General features: G+C 59.7%; 23 protein-coding genes. 12 read left to right on the top strand and 11 right to left on the bottom strand.

Translation table 11 applies throughout. The annotated features are described in order from the left end of the window. Positions 1 to 54 precede the first annotated feature (54 nt). Genes ABD013_RS13385 through ABD013_RS13360 form a run of 6 tightly spaced genes read left to right on the top strand, consistent with a single transcriptional unit; the run spans position 55 to position 4,473 of the window. Positions 55 to 1,728, top strand: coding sequence for a type VI secretion system PAAR protein (locus ABD013_RS13385; protein ID WP_343806712.1), 1,674 nt, complete (start codon positions 55 to 57; stop codon positions 1,726 to 1,728). Beyond that, the gene (locus ABD013_RS13380; protein ID WP_343806709.1) at positions 1,721 to 2,368 is read left to right on the top strand and encodes a DUF2931 family protein; all 648 of its coding nucleotides are present in this window, start codon (positions 1,721 to 1,723) and stop codon (positions 2,366 to 2,368) included. Before ABD013_RS13385 ends, ABD013_RS13380 begins: the two co-directional genes overlap by 8 nt. 2 nt (positions 2,369 to 2,370) lie before the next feature. Next, complete coding sequence (locus ABD013_RS13375; RefSeq protein ID WP_343806706.1) at positions 2,371 to 3,021, top strand: DUF2931 family protein; 651 nt, start codon at positions 2,371 to 2,373, stop codon at positions 3,019 to 3,021. A gap of 2 nt (positions 3,022 to 3,023) precedes the next feature. Further along, entirely contained in the window at positions 3,024 to 3,671 is a 648-nt protein-coding gene (locus tag ABD013_RS13370; RefSeq protein ID WP_343806704.1) for a DUF2931 family protein, read from the top strand. Between the two features lie 2 nt (positions 3,672 to 3,673). Further along, positions 3,674 to 4,324, top strand: a complete 651-nt coding sequence (locus tag ABD013_RS13365) for a DUF2931 family protein (protein ID WP_343806701.1) — start codon at positions 3,674 to 3,676, stop codon at positions 4,322 to 4,324. Positions 4,325 to 4,326: 2 nt separating this feature from the next. Beyond that, complete coding sequence (locus ABD013_RS13360; RefSeq protein ID WP_343806698.1) at positions 4,327 to 4,473, top strand: hypothetical protein; 147 nt, start codon at positions 4,327 to 4,329, stop codon at positions 4,471 to 4,473. 78 nt (positions 4,474 to 4,551) lie between these two features. Here ABD013_RS13360 and serA read toward each other — a convergent pair whose 3' ends face one another. From serA to ABD013_RS13345, 3 genes are all read right to left on the bottom strand, one after another. Beyond that, positions 4,552 to 5,784 carry a phosphoglycerate dehydrogenase gene (serA, locus tag ABD013_RS13355; RefSeq protein ID WP_343806695.1) on the bottom strand — a complete coding sequence of 411 codons (1,233 nt, stop codon included), beginning with the start codon at positions 5,782 to 5,784 and terminating at the stop codon, positions 4,552 to 4,554. Positions 5,785 to 5,979: 195 nt separating this feature from the next. Beyond that, positions 5,980 to 6,261 (bottom strand): pyrimidine/purine nucleoside phosphorylase, encoded by a 282-nt coding sequence (gene ppnP, locus ABD013_RS13350; protein WP_343806692.1) that lies wholly within the window; start codon positions 6,259 to 6,261, stop codon positions 5,980 to 5,982. Between the two features lie 75 nt (positions 6,262 to 6,336). After that, positions 6,337 to 7,224 (bottom strand): LysR family transcriptional regulator, encoded by an 888-nt coding sequence (locus ABD013_RS13345; protein ID WP_343806689.1) that lies wholly within the window; start codon positions 7,222 to 7,224, stop codon positions 6,337 to 6,339. Positions 7,225 to 7,332: 108 nt separating this feature from the next. Here ABD013_RS13345 and ABD013_RS13340 point away from each other — a divergent pair, with 108 nt between their 5' ends. The 3 genes from ABD013_RS13340 to ABD013_RS13330 are packed head-to-tail and all read left to right on the top strand — an operon-like array spanning position 7,333 to position 9,716. Next, the gene (locus ABD013_RS13340) at positions 7,333 to 8,532 is read left to right on the top strand and encodes an MFS transporter (RefSeq protein WP_343806686.1); all 1,200 of its coding nucleotides are present in this window, start codon (positions 7,333 to 7,335) and stop codon (positions 8,530 to 8,532) included. A gap of 44 nt (positions 8,533 to 8,576) precedes the next feature. Next, entirely contained in the window at positions 8,577 to 9,239 is a 663-nt protein-coding gene (locus tag ABD013_RS13335) for a fumarylacetoacetate hydrolase family protein (RefSeq protein ID WP_343806683.1), read from the top strand. 57 nt (positions 9,240 to 9,296) lie between these two features. Next, a complete protein-coding gene (locus ABD013_RS13330) occupies positions 9,297 to 9,716 on the top strand; it encodes a CopD family protein (protein ID WP_343806680.1) in 420 nt (139 codons plus the stop codon). Between the two features lie 19 nt (positions 9,717 to 9,735). Here the strand turns inward: ABD013_RS13330 and ABD013_RS13325 are convergent, their stop codons facing one another. The 8 genes from ABD013_RS13325 to ABD013_RS13290 all read right to left on the bottom strand — a co-directional run bounded on the left by ABD013_RS13325 (position 9,736) and on the right by ABD013_RS13290 (position 18,375). Then, positions 9,736 to 10,359, bottom strand: a complete 624-nt coding sequence (locus ABD013_RS13325; protein WP_343806677.1) for a ubiquinone biosynthesis accessory factor UbiJ — start codon at positions 10,357 to 10,359, stop codon at positions 9,736 to 9,738. A gap of 54 nt (positions 10,360 to 10,413) precedes the next feature. Next, on the bottom strand, positions 10,414 to 11,172 hold the full coding sequence (ubiE, locus tag ABD013_RS13320) for a bifunctional demethylmenaquinone methyltransferase/2-methoxy-6-polyprenyl-1,4-benzoquinol methylase UbiE (protein WP_343806674.1): 759 nt from the start codon (positions 11,170 to 11,172) through the stop codon (positions 10,414 to 10,416). A gap of 97 nt (positions 11,173 to 11,269) precedes the next feature. After that, entirely contained in the window at positions 11,270 to 11,650 is a 381-nt protein-coding gene (locus ABD013_RS13315; protein ID WP_343806672.1) for a gamma-butyrobetaine hydroxylase family protein, read from the bottom strand. A gap of 63 nt (positions 11,651 to 11,713) precedes the next feature. Next, positions 11,714 to 13,054: an ATP-dependent protease ATPase subunit HslU gene (hslU, locus tag ABD013_RS13310; protein ID WP_343806670.1), complete on the bottom strand. Its 1,341-nt coding sequence runs from the start codon at positions 13,052 to 13,054 to the stop codon at positions 11,714 to 11,716. A gap of 2 nt (positions 13,055 to 13,056) precedes the next feature. After that, positions 13,057 to 13,611 carry an ATP-dependent protease subunit HslV gene (hslV, locus tag ABD013_RS13305; protein ID WP_343806668.1) on the bottom strand — a complete coding sequence of 185 codons (555 nt, stop codon included), beginning with the start codon at positions 13,609 to 13,611 and terminating at the stop codon, positions 13,057 to 13,059. A gap of 78 nt (positions 13,612 to 13,689) precedes the next feature. Next, the gene (locus ABD013_RS13300) at positions 13,690 to 14,328 is read right to left on the bottom strand and encodes an SPOR domain-containing protein (RefSeq protein WP_343806666.1); all 639 of its coding nucleotides are present in this window, start codon (positions 14,326 to 14,328) and stop codon (positions 13,690 to 13,692) included. Positions 14,329 to 14,331: 3 nt separating this feature from the next. Continuing rightward, positions 14,332 to 16,089 carry an arginine--tRNA ligase gene (argS, locus tag ABD013_RS13295; protein ID WP_343806664.1) on the bottom strand — a complete coding sequence of 586 codons (1,758 nt, stop codon included), beginning with the start codon at positions 16,087 to 16,089 and terminating at the stop codon, positions 14,332 to 14,334. An 81-nt stretch (positions 16,090 to 16,170) separates the two neighbouring features. Next, positions 16,171 to 18,375, bottom strand: a complete 2,205-nt coding sequence (locus ABD013_RS13290; protein ID WP_343806662.1) for a primosomal protein N' — start codon at positions 18,373 to 18,375, stop codon at positions 16,171 to 16,173. A gap of 228 nt (positions 18,376 to 18,603) precedes the next feature. Between ABD013_RS13290 and rpmE the strand changes: the two genes are divergently transcribed. From rpmE to ABD013_RS13275, 3 genes are all read left to right on the top strand, one after another. Further along, positions 18,604 to 18,819 carry a 50S ribosomal protein L31 gene (rpmE, locus tag ABD013_RS13285; RefSeq protein ID WP_217335726.1) on the top strand — a complete coding sequence of 72 codons (216 nt, stop codon included), beginning with the start codon at positions 18,604 to 18,606 and terminating at the stop codon, positions 18,817 to 18,819. A 184-nt stretch (positions 18,820 to 19,003) separates the two neighbouring features. Continuing rightward, on the top strand, positions 19,004 to 19,636 hold the full coding sequence (locus tag ABD013_RS13280; protein ID WP_343806658.1) for a thermonuclease family protein: 633 nt from the start codon (positions 19,004 to 19,006) through the stop codon (positions 19,634 to 19,636). Positions 19,637 to 19,734: 98 nt separating this feature from the next. Continuing rightward, positions 19,735 to 20,979, top strand: coding sequence for a malic enzyme-like NAD(P)-binding protein (locus ABD013_RS13275; RefSeq protein ID WP_343806656.1), 1,245 nt, complete (start codon positions 19,735 to 19,737; stop codon positions 20,977 to 20,979). Positions 20,980 to 21,046: the final 67 nt, after the last annotated feature.

Here is a 21,046-nt window from a genome sequence, read left to right as displayed (position 1 = left end):
TGGAGCACAGTCGGCCTTTGACGCTTCAGTTCAAGGATGAACGAGGAACAACGCATGAGCGGCAAAAAAGCCGTACGGGTTGGTGATATTGGCACCGACCATGATGGATTTCCGGCCACACCGGTTATTTCAGGCTCTCCTGATGTCTTGATCGATGGCATTCCGGCCGCCCGTGTGGGCGATCCTCTGGCGCCACATTCCAAACCCAAGCATCCTCCCCATGGCCGCAGCATTGCGACCGGCTCCACTACCGTTTTGATCAATGGCCGGCCTGCTGCTGTCACTGGAGGTTCGATCTCCTGTGGCGGGGTCACCATCGGCGGTGGCAGCGTCAATATTGGTGACCGCTACATACCGGCTAATGGCAAGGGGCTATTTTCTCCTGCATCCGCATTGGGGCCAGCGGAAGCAGGAGAGGGCTTGCGCGGTGGGCGCGCGAGTCAGGTGAGCCCGGCAGGCCTTGAGGGTGGCCGCGATACTTCCTTTCTGGAGGATAACGACAAGCGCCGCAAGACCTTGCGCATCGGCCTGTTCTTCGATGGCACCGGCAATAACATGTACAACGATATCCAGCTGCCGGACAGGGATATTACCAATATTGCCAAGCTCTACGAGTTGTACAGAGAGTCCGAGGAAGTCAAACGTATCTACATCGAAGGTGTAGGTACCACACGAGGCGAAATGACTGTGTCAGGATTCGACGCGCCTGAGCCCTGGCTTGCACTGAGCATGGGTGTTGGTCCGGAAGGAGGGCATGGGCGGGTGCAATATGCCGTGGAGGAAGTGAGGGATGCACTTAGAGACTCTCCGTGCGAACGTGTTGTTTTCGATGTATTTGGGTTCAGCCGTGGTGCCGCTCTGGCCCGGCATTTCGTCAATCTGATCCACCGCTGGCCCCGGATGTGGTCGTATCCCTCAAAACTGGCACCCATCCCGGCCTTTCCCCAGAGCGTCACAGCCAGTGTGTGTTTCCTCGGGCTGTTCGATACGGTCGGCAGCTTTTATGCCCCCGGCAACGATGATGATGGGGACTTCAACCTGAATCTGTCACCCGAGAGCGCGCAGAAGGTCGTACAGCTAACGGCATATCATGAAATCCGGCAAAACTTTCCGCTGACCAGCATCCATGGGACTAACAGCCAATCCGCCCATTTTCTCGAAATCCCCATGCCGGGTGTGCACTCGGATATCGGTGGCGGTTATGAAAACCCGGATCATCAAAGGTTGATCAACTTTGAGCGTTTCACCATCCGCACCCTGTCGGGGCATGGGCTGAACGGGGAAGCGATACGTAGTGCTCAGCGCCAGGCGGAAGCGCTCGACAAGCAGGACGCACGCAACATTGCCCTGCGTATACAGGGGGCTGACGCCATCATTGAGGAGCGCCGTGCCACGCGCAAGGAGCTGGCTGTCGTTTCACTTCGCGAGATGTACCGCTTTGCCGAACAGGCAGGCGTCCCTCTCAAACGCATTCTGCCGACTGACAAGCATTTGTCAGTTCCCGATGAGCTGGCACAGGCGCTGGGTCGCTGGCGGTCCGCAGGTGCCGAGTTGGGCAGGGCGCGCGACTTCTTGCATGGCTACATGCATACGTCTCACCGGGATGACAGCCAGGACAGTTTGATTGATAGCCTGGCCCATGCTCCCGAACCCGGAGGCAAGCGTCAAATATTCCTCAATCGACCAGAGCGCGCGATTCAACCACGGGAGTCCAGTCGGCATGCATAATTACTGGGCAAGGTGTATCGGCGCACTGTCATTGGCAATCCTGATGCTGGCAAGTTGTTCCCGAGAGCCCGAGCGCTATGACTTTGCAGTGGCTGTTGCCGGTGGCCCTAAAGGCTGGCCTGTTTGGGTAGTAGACGTGGTGTTTGATGGCCGCTGGAGGGTCGGCGCTGGCGCCATCGACAGTGGCTATGAAAGCGTACCGCCAACAGGAAAAGTTTCCGTGATCAGCAACCCGCGAGAAGCCCCGCAGGAGATTTTCGCCCGCTGGTTTTCCTATCGCACCCAGACGTTCTATGAGATCCATCTGACCCTGCCGGAAGACATGGCACAGCGAGTCGCGCGCTGGTATCGACAGTATCCGCGCAGAGACTACAACCATAAATTGATTGTGGGGCTGTCTGGGACGGGTGAAGCAAAAGTCTGGTGGAAAGCGTTTTGTTTGCCCTGTGATCGGGACCGCAGCAAGGACTTGCTGGCTACGTTGGTTGAACTCCAACATGGACAGGAAGTGGAGGGCGACCCCTATCCGTACGTTTACCAGACCACGGATTATGTGGATGAAGGCGTGATCCCGCTGCCGGACGGTTTTCAGCGTGAAGAAATGCCGCCGATCAAGAGCTGGTTTAGTGGGGAGCAGTGAGCATGCGGAATGATTGGGTTGTACGCCTTGGTTCGCTGTTGCTGGTGGTTGTCGTCTTGGTCGGCTGTTCCCGAGAGCCTGAACGCTATGACTTTGGTGTGGCTGTTGCCGGTGGCCCCAAGGGCTGGCCCATTTGGGGTGAAAAGGTGGTATTTGATGATCACTGGAGAGTAGGCGCTGGCGCCATCGACAGTGGCTATGAAAGAGTGCCACCAAAAGGAAAAGTTTCCGTGCTCAGCAACCCGCGAAAAGCCCCGCAGACAATATTTGCCCGCTGGTTTTCCTACCGCACCCAGACGTTCTACGAGATCCATCTGACCCTGCCGGACGATATGGCGCAGCAAGTCGCGCGCTGGTATCGCCAGTATCCTCGGTCGGATTATCTGCATACGTTAATTGTAGGCCTTTCCGGCGCAGGGGAAGCCAAGGTGTTATGGACGGCTTCCTGCATGTCCTGTGAGTGGCGAGACTTCAGCAAGGACTTCCAGGCTACGTTGATTGCAGGCGCACAGGGGCAGGAAGTGGAGGGAGACCCCTATCCGTACGTTTACCAGACCACGGATTTTGTGGATCAGGGCGTGATCCCGCTGCCGGACGGTTTTCAGCGTGAAGAAATGCCGCCGATCAAGAGCTGGTTCAGTGGGGAGCAGTGAGTATGCGGAATGATTGGGCAGTCCGTTTGGGTTCGCTGTTGCTGGTGGTTGTCGTCTTGGTCGGCTGTTCCCGAGAGCCTGAACGCTATGACTTTGGCGTGGCTGTTGCCGGTGGCCCCAAGGGCTGGCCTGTTTGGGTAGAAGATGTGCATTTCGATGATCGCTGGGGGGTACCGGTGGGAGCTATTGACAGTGGCTATGAGAATACCCCGCCGACAGGTCCTGTGGCTCGTATGAGTCCCAAACCACCCCCGCAGACAATATTCGCCCGCTGGTTTTCCTACCGCACTCAGACATTCTACGAGATCCATCTGGCCCTGCCGGACGATATGGCGCAGCAAGTCGCGCGCTGGTACCGGCAGTATCCGCGGCCGGATTATCTGCATAAATTTGTTGTAGGCCTTTCCGGCACCGGGGAAGCCAAGGTGCTGTGGCGGGCATCCTGCCTGTCCTGTGAATGGGGAGACTTCAGTCAAGACTTCCTGACTACGTTGATTGAAGGTGCACGGGGACAGGAAGTGGAGGGAGACCCCTATCCGTACGTTTACCAGACCACGGATTATGTGGATGAAGGCGTGATCCCGCTGCCGGACGGTTTTCAGCGTGAAGAAATGCCGCCGATCAAGAGCTGGTTCAGTGAGGAGCAGTGAGCATGCGGAATGATTGGGCAGTCCGTTTGGGTTCGCTGTTGCTGGTGGTTGTCGTCTTGGTCGGCTGTTCCCGAGAGCCTGAACGCTATGACTTTGGCGTGGCTGTTGCCGGTGGCCCTCAAGGTTGGCCCATTTGGGGGGAAAAGGTGGTATTTGACGACCGCTGGAGAGTAGGCGCTGGCGCCATCGACAGTGGCTATGAAAGTGTACCGCCAACAGGAAAAGTTTCCGTGATCAGCAACCCGCGAGAAGCCCCGCAGAAGGTTTTCGCCCGCTGGTTTTCCCACCGCAATCAGACATTCTACGAGATCCATCTGACCCTGCCGGAAGACATGGCGCAGCAAGTCGCGCGCTGGTATCGCCAGTATCCTCGGTCGGATTATCTGCATACGTTAATTGTAGGCCTTTCCGGGGCAGGGGAAGCCAAGGTGTTATGGACGGCTTCCTGCATGTCCTGTGAGTGGCGAGACTTCAGCAAGGACTTCCAGGCTACGTTGATTGCAGGCGCACAGGGGCAGGAAGTGGAAGGAGACCCCTATCCGTACGTTTACCAGACCACGGATTTTGTGGATCAGGGGGTGATCCCGCTGCCGGACGGTTTTCAGCGTGAAGAAATGCCGCCGATCAAGAGCTGGTTCAGTGGGGAGCAGTGAGTATGCGTAATCATTGGGCTGTCCGTCTGGGTTCGCTGTTGCTGGTGGTTGTCGTCTTGGTCGGCTGCTCCCGAGAGCCCGAACGCTATGACTTTGAAGAGGCTATTGCCTCGACTCCTGCCCCGCTCTGCCTGGGCACAACTCTGTAAAAACAAAACCCCGGTATATCGACCGGGGTTTTGGGTATCAATAGCACCCCGCAGGCAGGGAGCTGTACTGGCGCCTGATCAGAACAGGCGACGGCAGCGGATGGTGCCGTTGACCAGCTTCAGCTTTTCCAGCGCCAGTTCGGAGTAGTCCGCATCCACGTCGATCACTACGTAGCCAACCTTGTCGTTGGTCTGCAGGTACTGACCGGAGATGTTGATGCCGTTTTCGGAGAACACGGTGTTGATCTGGGTGAGCACACCCGGGATGTTCTCGTGTACATGCAGCAGACGGTGCTTGTTCGGGTGTTCCGGCAGCGCCACTTCCGGGAAGTTAACGGAGGTGATGGAAGAACCGTTGTCGCTGTACTTGACCAGCTTCTCGGCCACTTCGTAACCGATGTTCTCCTGGGCTTCCATGGTGGAACCGCCCACGTGCGGGGTCAGGATAACGTTGTCGAATTCACGCAGCGGGCTGATGAACTCGTCGTTGTTGGTGCGCGGCTCGACCGGGAATACGTCGATGGCGGCGCCCAGCAGTTTGCCGGCTTTCAGTGCTTCGCACAGGGCATCGATGTCGACCACGGTACCGCGGGCGGCGTTGATGAAGATGGCGTCCTGCTTGATCTGCTCGAACTGAGCCTGGCCCATCATGTCCTTGGTGGCAGCGGTTTCCGGGACGTGCAGGCTGATAATGTCACACATGCCCAGCAGTTCCGGCATGGAACTGACCTGCTTGGCATTACCCAGCGGCAGCTTGGTGACGACGTCGTAGAAGTAGACGTCCATGCCCAGGCCTTCGGCCAGCACGCTCAGCTGGGAGCCGATGCTGCCGTAGCCGACGATACCCAGCTTCTTGCCACGGATTTCGTAGGAATTCTTGGCGCTCTTCTGCCATTCGCCACGATGAGCCTTAGCGTTCTTCTCCGCCACGCCGCGCAGCAGGATGATCGCTTCAGCCAGTACCAGCTCGGCCACGGAGCGGGTGTTGGAGTAGGGTGCGTTGAACACCGCGATGCCGCTTTCGGTGGCGGCCAGCAGGTCGACCTGGTTGGTGCCGATGCAGAAACAGCCAACAGCGACCAGTTTTTCCGCCGCTGCGAACACCTGACGGGTCAGCTGGGTACGGGAGCGGATGCCGATGAAGTGAACGTCACGAATCTTTTCGATCAGCTCCTCTTCCGGCAGAGAACCGGTATGGAATTCAATGTTGGTGTAGCCCTGCGCGTTCAGCGTGTCGATCGCGGACTGGTGCACGCCTTCCAGCAACAGAATCTTGATCTTGCTCTTATCCAGAGAAGTAGTTTTGCTCATCTTCTGCGACTCATGCTGCAGCTGGGCGGGGAAGTCGTCCAGCCAAGGGAAAATTTGAGGCGCAAGTGTAGCACAAAGTCGATGGCTTGTTTGTGGCGACACTTGGTTGCAGTGCGGAAAAATATTCAGCTCGACTTGAACACAAGCGAATATCAGGGCTGAGGTGGGGTCAGCCCCGGAGAGATCAGGCTTGCCTTAGCTGTAGTAGCACAGGTAGGCGGTCGGGGTTTCGATCTGGACGTCAAAGGAGTCACCGGCGGTGATGTTGAACTCGGTACCGGCGGGGAAAGCGGTCCACTCTTCGCTGCCCGGCAGGCGGACAGTCAGCTGGCCCGCCGTAACGATCATGCGCTCGTTCTGGCTGGTGCCGAAGGTGAATTCACCCGGCAGCATGACGCCGGAAGTGGCCGGGCCTTCCGGGGTTTCGAATGCGATGGAAACGACTTTGCCGTCGAAGTAGCTGTTGGTGCTGAGCATGGGGCTCTCCTTGGATTCAGGGCCGTCAGGCCGGGATTTATGGAGTCGCATCATAATCCGGCGGGCTGGTGGCTGTCATCTGCGCTCAATCGGTGCAGCCTGCTCAAGGACCAAGTCAACAAAGGTCTGGTTGGCCCGCGACAGTCGGTGGCCCTTGCGCCAGGCCAGTGACAGCTTGAGCCAGACCGGCTGAGTGAAGGGGATGGCGACCAGGGAAGGGTCATCGGCCACCACCATTTTCAACAAGGTGGTGATGCCATAGCCGTGGCTGACAATCTGCTTGATCAGTGGGATCAGATTGGCTTCAAAGCTGATGCGTGGGGGCAGGCCGGCTTCCTGGCTGATGCGGTCGATTACTTCACGGTGGAAATAGCCCTCCTTGAACAGCACCAGCTCCTCGGCGAAGAAGGCTTCGTAGTCCATGCTGTCAGCTTCGGCCTGTGGGTGATCGGCGGGCAGGATCGCCATCATCTGATCGTGCAGAAAACACTGGGTTTCCAGATCCTCCGGCGGTATGTCGGTGACAATCACGCCCATATCGATTTCGCCGCGGTGGATCATCTGCTGCAGTTTGCGCGTGCCGGCTTCCACCACCTCCAGGCGGATGCCGGGATAGCGGTGATGGAAGGCCATCAGAATGGGGGGAAAGTAATAGGACCCGAGCATGCTGGGGATGCCGACGCGGACTTCGCCACGTTCAAGGGTGTGCAGTTCTCGCATCTCCCGCTCGGCGTCATCTGCCGCCTGCAGAATGGTGCGAGCATGACGTAGTAGTACCTCGCCCTCATCGGTCAACCGAACCTGTTTGCCCTGGCGGTCGAACAGGGGCAGGTCCAGCTGCTGCTCCAGTTTGCGGATTGCCATGCTTACGGCGGGCTGGGCGATATGCAGCTGCTCGGCGGCGGCGGTAAAGCCGCCCTGTTCGGCCACGGTGAGGAAGTAACGCAGGTTGCGCAGATCCATATCAATAATCGTTATGGGTTAAATAAAAACTATATATTTTAATGATTTTAGTCCGGCTGTTATTGTCTCGCCACTGATGTTTCCGATTGCTTCATTCAGGTCGACACCATGATTACTTCCGGCAGTGCCGCCTTCTGGCGTGCCACCCTGGCTCTGTGTCTGGGCTCATTCATGATCTTTTCCAATGTCTATATCACTCAGCCACTGTTGCCGATGCTGGCGCAGACGTTTGATGTGTCGGCACTGCAGGCGGGCTGGACCTTTACCGTTACCACCCTGACCCTGGGGCTGTCGCTGCTGATCTGGGGGCCCCTGTCCGATGCACTGGGGCGGCGCTCGATCATGCTGTTGACCATGTCCGGTGCGACCCTGATCACCTTGCTGCTTTCCTTTACCGACAGCTATGCCGGCGTGCTGCTGCTACGCGCCTTGCAGGGTGTACTGCTGGCCGGACTACCAGCGATCGCCATCGCCTGGATGGGCGATGAGTTCGAGCGCCCGGCGATGCTGCTGGCCGTGGGGCTCTATATCGGCGGCAACAGTCTGGGCGGGATCAGCGGTCGCCTGATCGGTGGCTTCGTCGGCGACTGGCTGGGGTGGTCGCAGGCGTTCATGGTGATGACGTTGCTCAGCCTGGTCTGCCTGGCGGTGTTTGCCCTGCTGCTGCCGGCATCGCAGCATTTCAAGCCACAGCCACTGAAGCCGCGGCGGATGCTGGCAGACCTGGGCAGCCATCTGCGCAACCCGGTACTGTTGCTGGCCTACCTGATTGGCGGCTTCAACTTCTTCATCTTCATCAACCAGTACAGCTACATCACCTTTGTACTGGCCGAGGCGCCCTACTACCTGCCGCCCAGTCTGCTGGGGATGCTGTTTTTGACCTATCTGGCGGGGACCTTCGGTTCAGCGATTTCTGGCAAGATCGGCCAGCAGCTGCCGCAGCCGCTGTGCATGGCGCTGGGCATTCTGGTGTTGATGCTGGGTAGCCTGCTGACGTTGTCGTCGCAGCTGTGGCTGATCCTGCTCGGTTTTCTGGTCAACAGTTTCGGCTTTTTCTTCGCCCATTCCAGCGCCAGCAGCTGGGTCAGCCAGAATGCCCACCATGCCCGCGCCAGCGCTTCGTCGTTATATCTATTGTTTTACTACACAGGGGCCAGCACCGGCGGCTTCTATCTGCACCCTTTCTGGCAGTGGCAGGCCTGGAGCGGTGTGGTGATCGGCTCACTGCTGGTGCTGGGTGTGACGTTGGCGCTGAGCCTCTGCCTGTACCGTTTGCAGCAGCGGCAGTTGAACGCGGTTTTGACCTGATCTGTTAGACTGTGGACAGAATCTGTTGTCAGGAGACGCTTGCGATGAGTTATCAACACCGTGCGGCCGATGGCCGTGATCTGGAGCTGCCGCTGGGCAAGGTGGTCTGCATCGGCCGCAACTATGCCGATCACGCCCTGGAGCTCAATAATCCCATCCCCAAAGAGCCGATCCTGTTCATCAAGCCTGCCACCTCCGTGGTGTCGATGGAGCATCCGTTCCGCATTCCCACCGACAAGGGCGCGGTTCATTTCGAGACCGAGATGGCCATTCTGATCGGTGAAACCCTGCGCAATGCCAATGAACAGAAGGCGATGCATGCCATCGCCGGTATCGGCCTGGGGCTGGACATGACCCTGCGGGAGGTGCAGGACCAGCTGAAACAGAAGGGGCAGCCCTGGGAGAAGTCCAAGTGCTTCGATGGTGCCTGTCCACTGTCGGTCTTCCTGTCACCGGCCTCGGTCAATGATCTGACCGATGTGCAGATCCGCCTGACCGTGAACGACGAGGTACGTCAGGACGGCAACTCGGCGCAGATGTTAACTCCGGTGCTCAAATTGTTGGCCTATGCCAGCCAGTGGTTCACGCTGGAGCCGGGTGACGTGGTATTGACCGGTACACCGGCCGGCGTCGGCCCGGTGCAGCCCGGCGATCAGCTGCGCGTGGAACTGGTCGACCTGCTCAGAGTCGACACCTCGGTGCTCTAAGCGGCCAAACAGAAAATGGATGACTAAGGCACGGCGAGTGCCGACAAGGAGACTTTGATGCTCTGGTTCAAAATGCTGCACATCCTGGCGATGACCAGCTGGATGGCGGGGATCTTTTACCTGCCGCGAATCTTCGTGCACTACGTGGAAGGCCGGGAGGCCGGTCAGGACGTGGCGCGTCTGGAGGTCATGGCGCGCAAGCTCTACGGCTTTATGACCATCATGGCGGTGTTTACGCTGGGGCTGGGGTTCTGGCTCTGGCTGGGGTACTGGTTCGACAGCCCGGGCAAGTGGATCCATGCCAAACTGCTGTTTGTTGCTCTGCTGATCGGCTACCACGTCTGGTGCCGGGCCTATCTGAAACAGATGCAGCGCGGAGAACTCAGTCGCAGCGGACGCTATTTCCGCCTCTACAACGAGTTGCCGTTGCTGATCTTCATTCCGATCCTGATCTTCGTGGTGGTCAAGCCGTTCTGATCCCGTAAGCGGACCCGTTTCAGTCGTTACGGGTCTGCTTGTGCTCCAGTCGTACGATACGCGCTTCCAGTCGGTCGGTCGCGTCGCGCAACTCCTCGACCTCTTCCTGCCAAATGTCGATCTCGACCTGCGTTGGCAGCAGTCGCGCTTCCTCGTGCAGGTATTCTTCCAGGCTGTGGATAAGGCTGCTGCTGCCGTAACGCAGTTGGTGGCTGGCGGAGCGCAGCAGGTTGGCCAGCGGGTGGGCGGCGGTATCGCCGATCAGGTCGGCGAGCCAGGCTTCCCAGTCGACCTGACTGTCGGCCAGGATCTGCTGCAGCCGGTGTACCAGTCCGCTATCTCCTTCGATCGTGACACCGTGTCCGAACAGCACCTGATTGCCGGCCATGGGCAGGCGCATCAGGTTCAGGGCCGAGCCGCGAAGGCAGGCATCGGCTTCGCCGGCGCTTTCCGCCAGCAGGTCGATGCCTTGGTTGTGTGGCAGCAGGTAGAGATGCCAGTCCGGGCTGGAGCACTCGACGCGGATCTCGCGTCCGGCCAGTTCGCCCAGCCGGGACAGGGTCACCGGATCCCGCGTCAGTATGCGGTTGAGACTCTCCTCGGCCAGCGTCAGCAGGGTGGCATTGATCATTCCGGTGGCCATGGCGGTGCTCCTGTATCCGGGTTCAGTGCTGTTCTCAGACTGGTTCAGGACTGCTCAGGGTTTGATGCCGGTATGCAGGGCGACGATGCCGCCGGTCATGTTCTGGTAGCGGCAGTTGACGAAGCCGGCGGCTTCCATCATCCCCTTCAGGGTTTCCTGGTCGGGGTGCTTGCGGATCGACTCGGCCAGGTAGCGGTAGCTGTCGGCATCGCCGGCGATCACCTTGCCCATCTGCGGCAGAATGTTGAATGAGTAGAAGTCGTACAGCTTGGTCAGCGCCGGGTTGTCGGTCTTGGAGAACTCCAGGATCATCAGTTTGCCGCCGGGCTTGAGTACACGCAGCATGGAGGCGATGGCGGCGTTCTGGTCGGTGACATTGCGCAGACCGAAGGCGATGGTGATGACGTCGAAGGTGTTGTCCTCGAACGGCAGGCATTCGGCGTTGGCCTGGACGTACTCGACATTGCCGGCGACGCCGGAGTTGAGCAGCTTGTCGCGGCCCACCTTGAGCATGGAATCGTTGATATCGGCCAGGATCACCTTGCCTTCGGGGCCGACCATACGCGAGAACTTGCGTGTCAGGTCGCCGGTACCGCCGGCGATATCGAGTACCTTGTGACCGCGGCGTACGCCGCTCTGGTCGATGGTGATTCGCTTCCACAGGCGGTGGATGCCGCCGGACATGAGGTCATTCATCAGATCGTATTTGCCCGCCACCGAGTGGAAAACATCGGCGACGCGTTTGACCTTCTCCTCGACCGGGACGTCCTGGTAGCCGAAGTGAGTGGTTTTCTTCTCGTTCTGCTCTGACATGGTTCTCTGTCCGACTGTTGATCTGGTTGGGGGCATTCTACTCTGCGCCCCCGCATTTGTCGCACCTGCATACGCAGGATTGCCGCGATGGTGCCTGTCAGCCGCGGGCGATCAGGCCGTTGTCGCGGCTGGCACCGGCCGCCTCGAGCTGGTCCAGGTAGCGCTGCCAGTACTGCGCCTGATTATGCGCCAGATCGTGCAGGTATTCCCAAGTGTAGAGGCCAGAGTCGTGACCGTCATCAAAGATGATCTTCAAGGCGTAGTTGCCCGCGGGCTCAACACCCTTGATGCCGACATGCTGCTTGCCGGTTTGCAGTACGCCGTTACCAATACCGTGGCCACGCACCTCGGCGGACGGTGAATGCACGCGCAGGAATTCGGCAGTCAGCTCGAACGTGCCGTCGGCATAGATCAGTTCCAGGGTGCGGGACTTCAGGTGCAGCTTGATATCGGAGGGCAGGGGAACCGAGGTGTTCATGGTGGGGCTCCGTAGAAACCGGGGCAAGTTGCTTGCCCCGGTAATTGAAGGCTGAACAGGTTGTTAGAGAATATAGTGGCTCAGATCCTCATCATGGCTGAGTTCATCCAGCTGGGCATTGACGTAGTCGGCATCGACCTGCACCGTCTCGCCGGACTTGTCGGACGCCATAAAGGACAGCTCGTCCAGCAGGCGTTCCATCATGGTGTGCAGGCGACGGGCACCGATGTTCTCGGTCTGTTCGTTGACCTCGTAGGCCAGCTCGGCGATGCGGGCAATACCGTCTTCGGTAAACTCCACGTTGACGCCTTCGGTGGCCAGCAGCGCCTTGTACTGCTCGGTCAGCGATGCCTTGGGTTCGGTCAGAATGCGGCGGAAGTCGTTCGGTGTCAGCGCGTTCAGCTCGACGCGGATCGGCAGGCGCCCCTGCAGTTCCGGGATCAGGTCGGACGGACGGGCCAGGTGGAAGGCGCCGGATGCGATGAACAGAATATGGTCGGTCTTGACCATGCCATACTTGGTGTTGACGGTGCAGCCCTCGATCAGCGGCAGCAGGTCGCGCTGTACGCCTTCACGGGAGACGTCGCCGCCACCGTTGTTGTCGCCGCGCTTGCATACCTTGTCAATCTCGTCGAGGAAGACGATGCCGTTCTGTTCCACCAGGTCGACCGCTTTCTGCTTGGTCTCGTCGTCCTTCACCAGTGCCGCCGCTTCCTCGTCGGTGAGCAGCTTGAACGCTTCCTTCACCTTGAGGCGCTGGGATTTCTTGCGGTCCTGGCCCAGGTTGGAGAACATGCTCTGCAGCTGGTTGGTCATCTCTTCCATGCCCGGAGGGGCCATGATCTCGACGCCCATCGGTTGCTGGGAGACTTCGACGTCGATCTCCTTGTCATCCAGCTGACCTTCACGCAGCTTCTTGCGGAAGATCTGGCGGGTGGCTGTGTCGGTCTTGGTCGGCTCTTCGGCATTGTCGAAGCCGATGGGGCGCGCCGGCGGCAGCAGGGCATCGAGGATGCGTTCCTCGGCGGCTTCCTCGGCGCGGAAACGGACCTGCTCCATCGCCTGCTCACGCACCATTTTCACCGCCATTTCCACCAGGTCGCGGACGATGGTTTCCACGTCACGGCCGACATAGCCGACTTCGGTGAACTTGGTCGCTTCCACCTTGATGAAGGGCGCGTTGGCCAGCTTGGCCAGGCGTCGAGCGATCTCGGTCTTGCCGACACCGGTCGGGCCGATCATCAGAATATTCTTCGGCGTCACTTCCGGGCGCAGCTCGGCATCCAGCTGCATGCGGCGCCAGCGGTTACGCAGTGCGATCGCTACGGAGCGCTTGGCATCGTCCTGACCAATGATGTGGCGGTTGAGTTCATGCACGATCTCGCGCGGGGTCATGTTGGACATGTTCAGCTCTCCTCGCGGCTGTTGGCCTGGGCTTTGTTGGCAAGGGTTTCGATGGTCAGGTTATCGTTGGTGAAGACGCATATGCCGGCGGCGATATGCAGGCTCTTCTCGACGATGTCGCGGGCGCTCAGCTCGGTGTTGTCGACCAGTGCACGGGCGGCGGCCAGCGCGTAGTTGCCGCCGGAACCGATGGCGATGACACCGTCTTCCGGTTCGATGACATCACCGTTGCCGGAGATCAGATAGGTTTTTTCGTGGTTGGCCACCAGCATCAACGCTTCCAGACGGCGCAGTACGCGGTCGGAACGCCATTCGCGCGCCAGATGAATGACGGCGTTGATGATGTTGCCTTGGTGCTTGTCGAGCTGCTGCTCGAACAGGTCACGCAGGGTGATGGCGTCCGCGGTGCTGCCGGCAAAGCCGGTGATCACCTGGTGCTTGGGCAGCATGTTGACCTTTTTGGCAGTGCCTTTCATTACGGTGTTGCCCAGTGAAACCTGGCCATCACCGCCGACTACGACCTGGTCGCCACGGCGCACGGAAACAATAGTTGTCATAACAGAAAAATCCTATCGGCATCTCTAATGGCTACAGATATGGATGCGGATAACAGGATTTCAAGGGGGAGATCCGGATCAGTCGATCCGGATCGGCATCGGGATGATGTTGAGCTTGCCCAGCTTGTTGTGGGCCTGGTTCATCTCGGTCTTGTTGTCGAACGGGCCAAGGCGAACTCGATACCAGACTCCGTTGCTGCCGTCGGAGCGGTCGGTGCGTACACCGGGGAAGCCCTGCAGAATCAGTTTGGCTCTCATACGTTCGGCATCGCCCGGATCACGGAAGGAGCCGGTCTGCAGCAGGTAGCGGTGCTCCATCTTGGCATCCTTGGGTGTGGATTTGTACACATCCACCTTGGGCGCCACGACTTCGGCTTTGGGCAGCATCTCATAGAACTCGAACTTGCTCGTTTCGGGTTCCGGCTTTGCAGCCGGTGCCGTCGCAGGTGCCGCCTTGGGCGCGGGTTTCGGCGCCGGTTTGGGCGCGACCGTGGTCGTAGCCGCCGGTTTTTGTTCCGGCGGCGTCTGCAGCAGGGTAAAGACCAGATAGCCGAGTCCGCCCAATACGACCAACGTAATCAGCAGCAGTTTCCAGGGCGTGCGCCGCGGAGGCGGCGCCGAGCGCTTGGCGGCTGCCGGGCGAGCGGGCTGTCGCGCCGGCTTGCGGCTGGCGCTGTTGCCGCTGCGGCGCTTGCGGGCAAAGTCCTGCTTGGCCATCGATTACATCTGCTCCGGTGCGGATACGCCCAGCAGTTTAAGGCCGTTGGCCAGGACCTGACGCACGGCGACGCTCAGGGTCAGACGGGCGTTACGCAGTTCGGCATCGTCGATAATCAGCTTGTGGCCGTTGTACCAGGTGTGGAAGTCACCGGCCAGGTCACGCAGGTAGTTGGCCAGCACGTGCGGCTCGAAATTGAGCGCCGCATGCTGCAGGGTTTCCGGGTACTTGGCCAGCTGCTTGACCAGGTCTGCTTCGGTTTCGCTTTCCAGTCGCTCCAGAGAGGCCAGGCCAGCGGCTTGGTCCCAAGCCATGCCTTCGCTGTCCAGCTTGCGCAGTACCGAGCAGACACGGGCGTGGGCGTACTGGATGTAGTACACCGGGTTGTCCTTGGATTCGGTCTTGGCCAGCTCCAGGTCGAAGTCCATGTGCTGGTCGGCCTTGCGGGTCACGTAGAAGAAGCGGCAGGCATCATTGCCCACTTCGTTGCGCAGCTCGCGCAGGGTGACGAAGGAACCGGAACGGGTGGACATCTGTACGCGTTCGCTGCCGCGGTAGAGGATGGCGAACTGAACCAGGCGTACTTCCAGCTTCTCCGGGTCGTAACCCATTGCCTGGATCGCCGCTTTCACACGGGCGATGTAGCCGTGGTGGTCGGCACCCCAGATGTTGACCACCTTGTCGAAGCCGCGCTCGAACTTGTTCATGTGGTAGGCGATGTCGGACGCGAAGTAGGTGGTCTGGCCGTTGGCTCGCTTGACCACGCGGTCCTTGTCGTCACCGAAATCGGTGGAGCGGAACCAGATGTTGCCCTCCTGCTCGTACAGGTAACCCTTGGCTTCCAGCTGCTCCAGGGCACGGCTGACGTCACCGCTGCTGGTCAGAGAGCGTTCGGAGAACCATTCCTGGTAGTTGACGCCGAACTCACCCAGGTCTTCACGGATATCGGACAGAATGGAGTTCAGGCCAGCATCGAATACCAGCTCGTAGTCGTCGCCGAGCAGCTGCTGGGCGCGCTCGATCAGCGCATCGATGTGGATTTCCTTGTCACCGCCTGCCGGTTCGTCGGCCGGGATGTCAGCGAAGACTTCGGCTACCGGGCGGTTGAAGCGATCGCCGTGATCCTTGATCAGATCGTGAGCGATGTCGCGGATGTAGTAGCCCTGGTAGCCGTTGCTCGGGAAGGCCAGTTCCTGCTCGTGCTGTTCCAGGTAGCGCAGCCAGACGCTGGCGGCGAGGATGTTCATCTGACGGCCGGCGTCGTTGACGTAGTACTCGCGCTCCACTTCAACGCCAGCGGCTTCCAGCAGGTCGGCCACAGTGGCACCGTAGGCGGCGCCACGGCCATGACCAACGTGCAGAGGGCCGGTCGGGTTGGCGGAAACGAACTCGACCTGCATGCGCGGACCGGAGTTGGCGGCGCCACGACCAAAGGTATCACCCTGCTCGAGAATGTCGCCGACGACGGAGAAAGTAGACGCCTGGCTGACGAAGAAGTTGATGAAGCCGGGGCCTGCGATCTCGGTTTTTTCGACGCTGGCGTTGGCCGGCAGGGCGTCGCACAGCAGCTGGGCCAGTTCACGCGGGTTGCGTCGGGCCGGTTTAGCCAGAGTCAGAGCGATGTTGCTGGCGAAGTCGCCGTGGGCCTTGTCACGGGTGTTTTCCACCTGGATGTTGGGAGTGATGTCGGCCGGCAGGGTGCCGTTGGCGGTCAGGGTTGATAGTGCCGCGTCGATCAACTGGGCAATCTGTTCTTTCATCGGGGTACTCTGGCTGGAATTGAAGATCAGAATGATGCAATAAACCGGACATTATACGCCCCGGGGGTGGTCAATTGCCAATCAGTAGCTGTCGATCGGATCCACATCCAGCGTCCAGCGAACACGCCGTGCTTCCGGGTGGGCCTGCATCAGTCCGATCAGCACCGCCAGCGCCTGATGCAGCGGCTTGCGCTGTCCGGCCTGCAGCAGCAGCTGGGCACGAAACAGCCCGGCGCGCTTTTCCATCAGCGACGGAAAAGGCCCGATGCACTGGGCACCCTGTGGCAGCAGCTGTTGCTGCTGTGCCAGTTCGCGCAGGCTGAGCAGGAAGTTCTCGGCCAGCCCCTGGCGGGTGGCTTCGGCCCGGATCAGGCAGTGGTGGGCAAAGGGCGGCAGATGACCGCCGCGGCGCAGTTGCAGCTCCTCACGGGCAAAGGCGTCGTAGCCGGCATGGACCAGTGTATTGAGCATGGGATGGTCGGCATTGAATGTCTGCAGCACGACCTCGCCGGGCAGATCGGCACGGCCGGCGCGGCCGGCCACCTGTAGAATCAATTGGGCGGTTTTCTCCATGCCACGGAAGTCGGCGCTGAACAGGCCAGCATCGGCATCGAGGATGGCCACCAGTGTCACTCGGGGGAAGTGGTGGCCCTTGGCCAGCATCTGGGTGCCGACCAGAATGCAGGGCTCGCCCTGATGGACCTGCTCCATAATCCGCTCCAGCGCATGCTTGCGCTGGGTGCTGTCGCGGTCAACTCTGAGAATAGGGGTGTCGGGAAAATGGACCGCCAGACGGTCTTCAACCCGCTCGGTGCCGCTGCCGGCTGGTCGCAACTGGCCGCTGCCGCACTGGGCGCAGTGGCGCGGGATCGGTGTCTGCCGGTCGCAGTGGTGGCAGTGCAGGTGTGGCGGCTGGCGGTGCAGCGTCATGCGGGCATCGCAGCGGGTGCAGTCCACGGGGGTGCCGCAGTCATGGCAGACCAGTGCCGGTGAAAAGCCGCGTCGATTGAGGAACAGCAGCACTTGGGTGTCACGTGCCAGGTGTTCATGGATGCGTTTCAGCAATGGCGGTGACAGACCGGCATCCAGTGTCTGTTGACGGATATCGAGCAGCTCGAATTTGGGCGGTTTGGCGTTGCCGGCGCGGCGGGTCAGGCGCAGGTGCTGGAAACGCCCGCTCAGGGCGTTGTGCAGGGTCTCCAGCGACGGTGTGGCGCTGCCGAGCAGGATCGGGATGTCATGCTCGCGGGCACGGAAGATTGCCAGATCTCGAGCGTGGTAACGGAAACCATCCTGCTGCTTGAACGAGCCGTCGTGCTCCTCGTCGACGATGATCAGGCCCGGTGTCTTCAGTGGCGTGAATATGGCGGAGCGGGTGCCGATCAGGATGCGTGCACTGCCCTCGCGCGCCCAGAGCCAGGCATCGAGGCGCTGACGGTCGGTCATGCCCGAGTGCAGGGCCAGTACGGGCACGCGGAAGCGAGCCTTGAAGCGAGCGATGGTTTGCGGAGTCAGGCCGATCTCGGGTACCAGCACCAATGCCTGTTTGCTCTCTTCCAGGCAGCGCTGGATCGCCTGCAGGTAGACCTCGGTCTTGCCCGAACCGGTGACGCCTTCCAGCAGGATGGGGGTAAAGCCCTGTGCCTGGTTTACCGCCTCGACAGCGGCCAGCTGTTCGTCATGCAGCGTCAGCGGCGCTTCGCGCAGCACATCAGCGCCGCGATCATCGGAGTGCGTCAGCACAGGGTGGTGCTCAAAGGATTCAGCCAGGCCCTTGTCAGCCAGTGTTTTCAGCAGGGTCGGGTTGCCGCCTTCGGCCCGCAAAGCGTCGGTGCTGATCCCCTGCGGGTGCTCCAGCAGCAGGCTCAGCAGCTCGCGCTGGCGTTCGGCTCGTGTCGACAGCTGGTCAACGGCGGCGTCGGCGGCAGCCTGCCAGAGGGTCTGGTGCTGGAAGCGGGCGGGCTGTCCCTGGCGCAGCAGTACCGGCAAGGCCTGTTGCATGGCGTCGCCAATCGGGTGCTGATAGTAGTGCGCTGCCCAGGATGTCAATCGGAACAGGTCGGCTGTCAGCACCGGCTCGGTATCGAGCAATTCCAGTGCCGGTTTGAGCTTGTCGAGGGGAAAGTCGCTTTCGGTTTCGAGCGAGACCAGAACGCCGATGACCTCGCGCCGGCCGAAGGGTACGCGCACGCGGCAGCCGGGCTCGGCCGTTTCCGGCCCGTAGATCGGTGGGCGGTAGTCGAACAGGCGGTAGAGAGGCGTAGGGATGGCGACGCGGAAAATCAAAACGGACCCTCGGGGTGGCGAATGGGCGCTTGCTGCTAGGGTGCAGTCTAGGGGTTTTGGCGGTAACAGGGAATGGGCTTTGAAAGCTTGCCCATAATAGTGGTGGTGCGTATAATTTCGCGCCTTAGTTGTACATATCTGTGCTTGCTGAAAGCACGCCATTGAATGTGCGGTGCCTGGCGTCAAATACGACCGGGTGGCGGCACGCCAATTTTATCGAGGTTTAAGATGAAAGCTGGTATCCATCCGGAATACACCGAAATCAAAGTTACCTGTTCTTGCGGTAACGTGATGAACACCCGTTCTACCCTGGGTGAAGACATGCTGGTCGACGTATGCAGCCAGTGCCACCCGTTCTACACCGGCAAGCAGAAGGAAGCGACTTCTGGTGGCCGTGTTGACCGCTTCAAGAAACGTTTCGGTTCTCGTGGCTTCAAGTCATAAGCGACTGTTTCCACGCGAACACAAAAAGGCACTCATCACGAGTGCCTTTTTTGTATCTGTGCTTTTCCTCTCCACGCTCCTCTCCTTTCTATTTGTTGTCTCATCGGCGCAAGCCCGGTGCCCGCAACTGCCCGGCGGTTTTTCTGCTCGGGTCGAGTATGTCTATGACGGTGATACCCTTCGCTTGAGTGATGGCCGCAAGGTGCGCCTGATCGGCGTGAATACACCAGAGCTGGGGCGTGATGGTCGCCCGAACGAACCCTATGCGCAGGCGGCGCGGGGCTGGTTGCGGCAGTATGCCGATCGGCAGCAGGTCCATTTGTTGCCGGGTGTTGAGCCACGTGACCGCTACGGGCGTTTGCTGGCGCATCTCTATCTGCCGGATGGTCGTCTTGCCGCTGAGGAACTGGTGCGCTCGGGGCTGGGCTTTGCGCTGGCGGTGGGGCGCAACAACGGTTTGGCGGACTGCCTGTTTGCGGCGGAAAGTGAAACTCGACTGAAACGCGAGCGACTTTGGCGGCAGTCACCCATTGCAGCGGCTGACGTCAGCCGAGCCGGCTTTGCTGTAGTGCGTGGGCGGGTGACACGAATGACGGCGACCCGGCGCGGGCTTTATGTGGACCTGGATGACCACCTGGCGTTATTCCTGCCGCAGGTGCTGGCCAATGAAGTGCGTGGCCAAAACTGGCGAAAAGGGCAGTTTCTGGAAGCACGTGGTTGGGTGATTGACCGGCTGCGGCGGCAGGGTCGCCTCTCTGTCGGGCAGCAGCGCTGGCTGCTGAAAGTGACGCAAAAGTACCACTTACAATCACACTAAAGTAAAAAAATTACACTTCTGAAGCACGGTTGTTGTGGTTATGGGTTTTTTATATGATGCAAGTCCGTCTTATTAAACCTTAGTTGGAAACAGCAACCATGTCTCAAGATTTCAAACAAGCTGCTCTCGATTACCACGAGTTTCCGCGCCCGGGTAAAATCAGTGTAGAGCTCTCTACCTCTGCTGAGACTTCGCGCGATCTTTCCCTGGCCTATTCGCCGGGTGTGGCCGAGCCGGTCCGTGAGATCGCCAAGGATCCTGAAGCAGCGTACCGTTACACTGCAAAAGGGAACCTGGTTGCCGTGATCTCCAACGGTTCCGCTATCCTGGGTCTGGGTGACCTGGGCCCGCTGGCTTCCAAGCCGGTTATGGAAGGCAAGTCCCTGCTGTTCAAGCGTTTCGCCAATATCGACTCCATCGATATCGAAGTGGACGCTGAGAGCCCGCAGGCGTTCATCGATACGGTTGCCCGCATCGCTGAAACCTTCGGCGGAATCAACCTGGAAGACATCAAGGCACCTGAATGCTTCGAGATCGAGCGCGCCCTGATCGAGCGCTGCAACATCCCGGTTTTCCACGATGATCAGCATGGTACCGCGATCGTAACCGCGGCTGGCATGATCAACGCGCTGGAACTGGCTGGCAAGAAGCTGGAAGAAGCACAGATCGTATGTCTGGGTGCGGGCGCTGCTGCCAGCGCATGCATGAAGCTGCTGATCAACATGGGTGCCAAGGTCGAAAACATCTTCATGCTGGACCGTAAGGGTGTGATCCACTCCGGTCGTGAAGATCTGACTCCGGAGAAAGCGGCTTTTGCCACTGAAACCGATAAGCGTACTCTGGAAGACGCTATTACTGGTGCAGACGTATTTGTTGGCCTGTCCGGCCCGGATCTGCTGTCACCGGAAAACCTGCTGAAGATGGCGGACAACCCGATCGTCTTCGCCTGCGCCAACCCTGACCCGGAAATCAAGCCGGAAGTGGCGCGTGAGACCCGTTCTGATGTGATCATGGCAACTGGTCGTTCCGATTACCCGAACCAGGTAAACAACGTCCTGGGCTTCCCGTTCATTTTCCGTGGTGCACTGGACGTACGTGCAAGCGCTATCAACGAGGAAATGAAGGCCGCAGCCGTTCGCGCGCTGGCCGATCTGGCAAAGCAGCCGGTGACCCAGGAAGTGCTGGATGCCTACGGCATGGACTCTTTGGAGTTCGGTCGCGAGTACATCCTGCCGAAGGCTACCGACTCCCGTCTGCTGGGTGCAATCTCCTACGCTGTAGCCAAGGCTGCAGTCGATACTGGAGTGGCGCGTCTGCCGATGCCGGCGAACTACCCGCTGTAAGCGGCTGTTCTTTCGGGAAAATAAAAAACCGCTGCCTGTGCAGCGGTTTTTTTATGCCTGTCTTGCG

It is taken from the genome of Marinobacterium maritimum (genome assembly GCF_039523155.1).
GTDB lineage: Bacteria > Pseudomonadota > Gammaproteobacteria > Pseudomonadales > Balneatricaceae > Marinobacterium > Marinobacterium maritimum.
The sequence above is the reverse complement of the archived record's forward strand: the minus strand, read 5'-3'. Positions and strand labels throughout refer to the sequence as shown.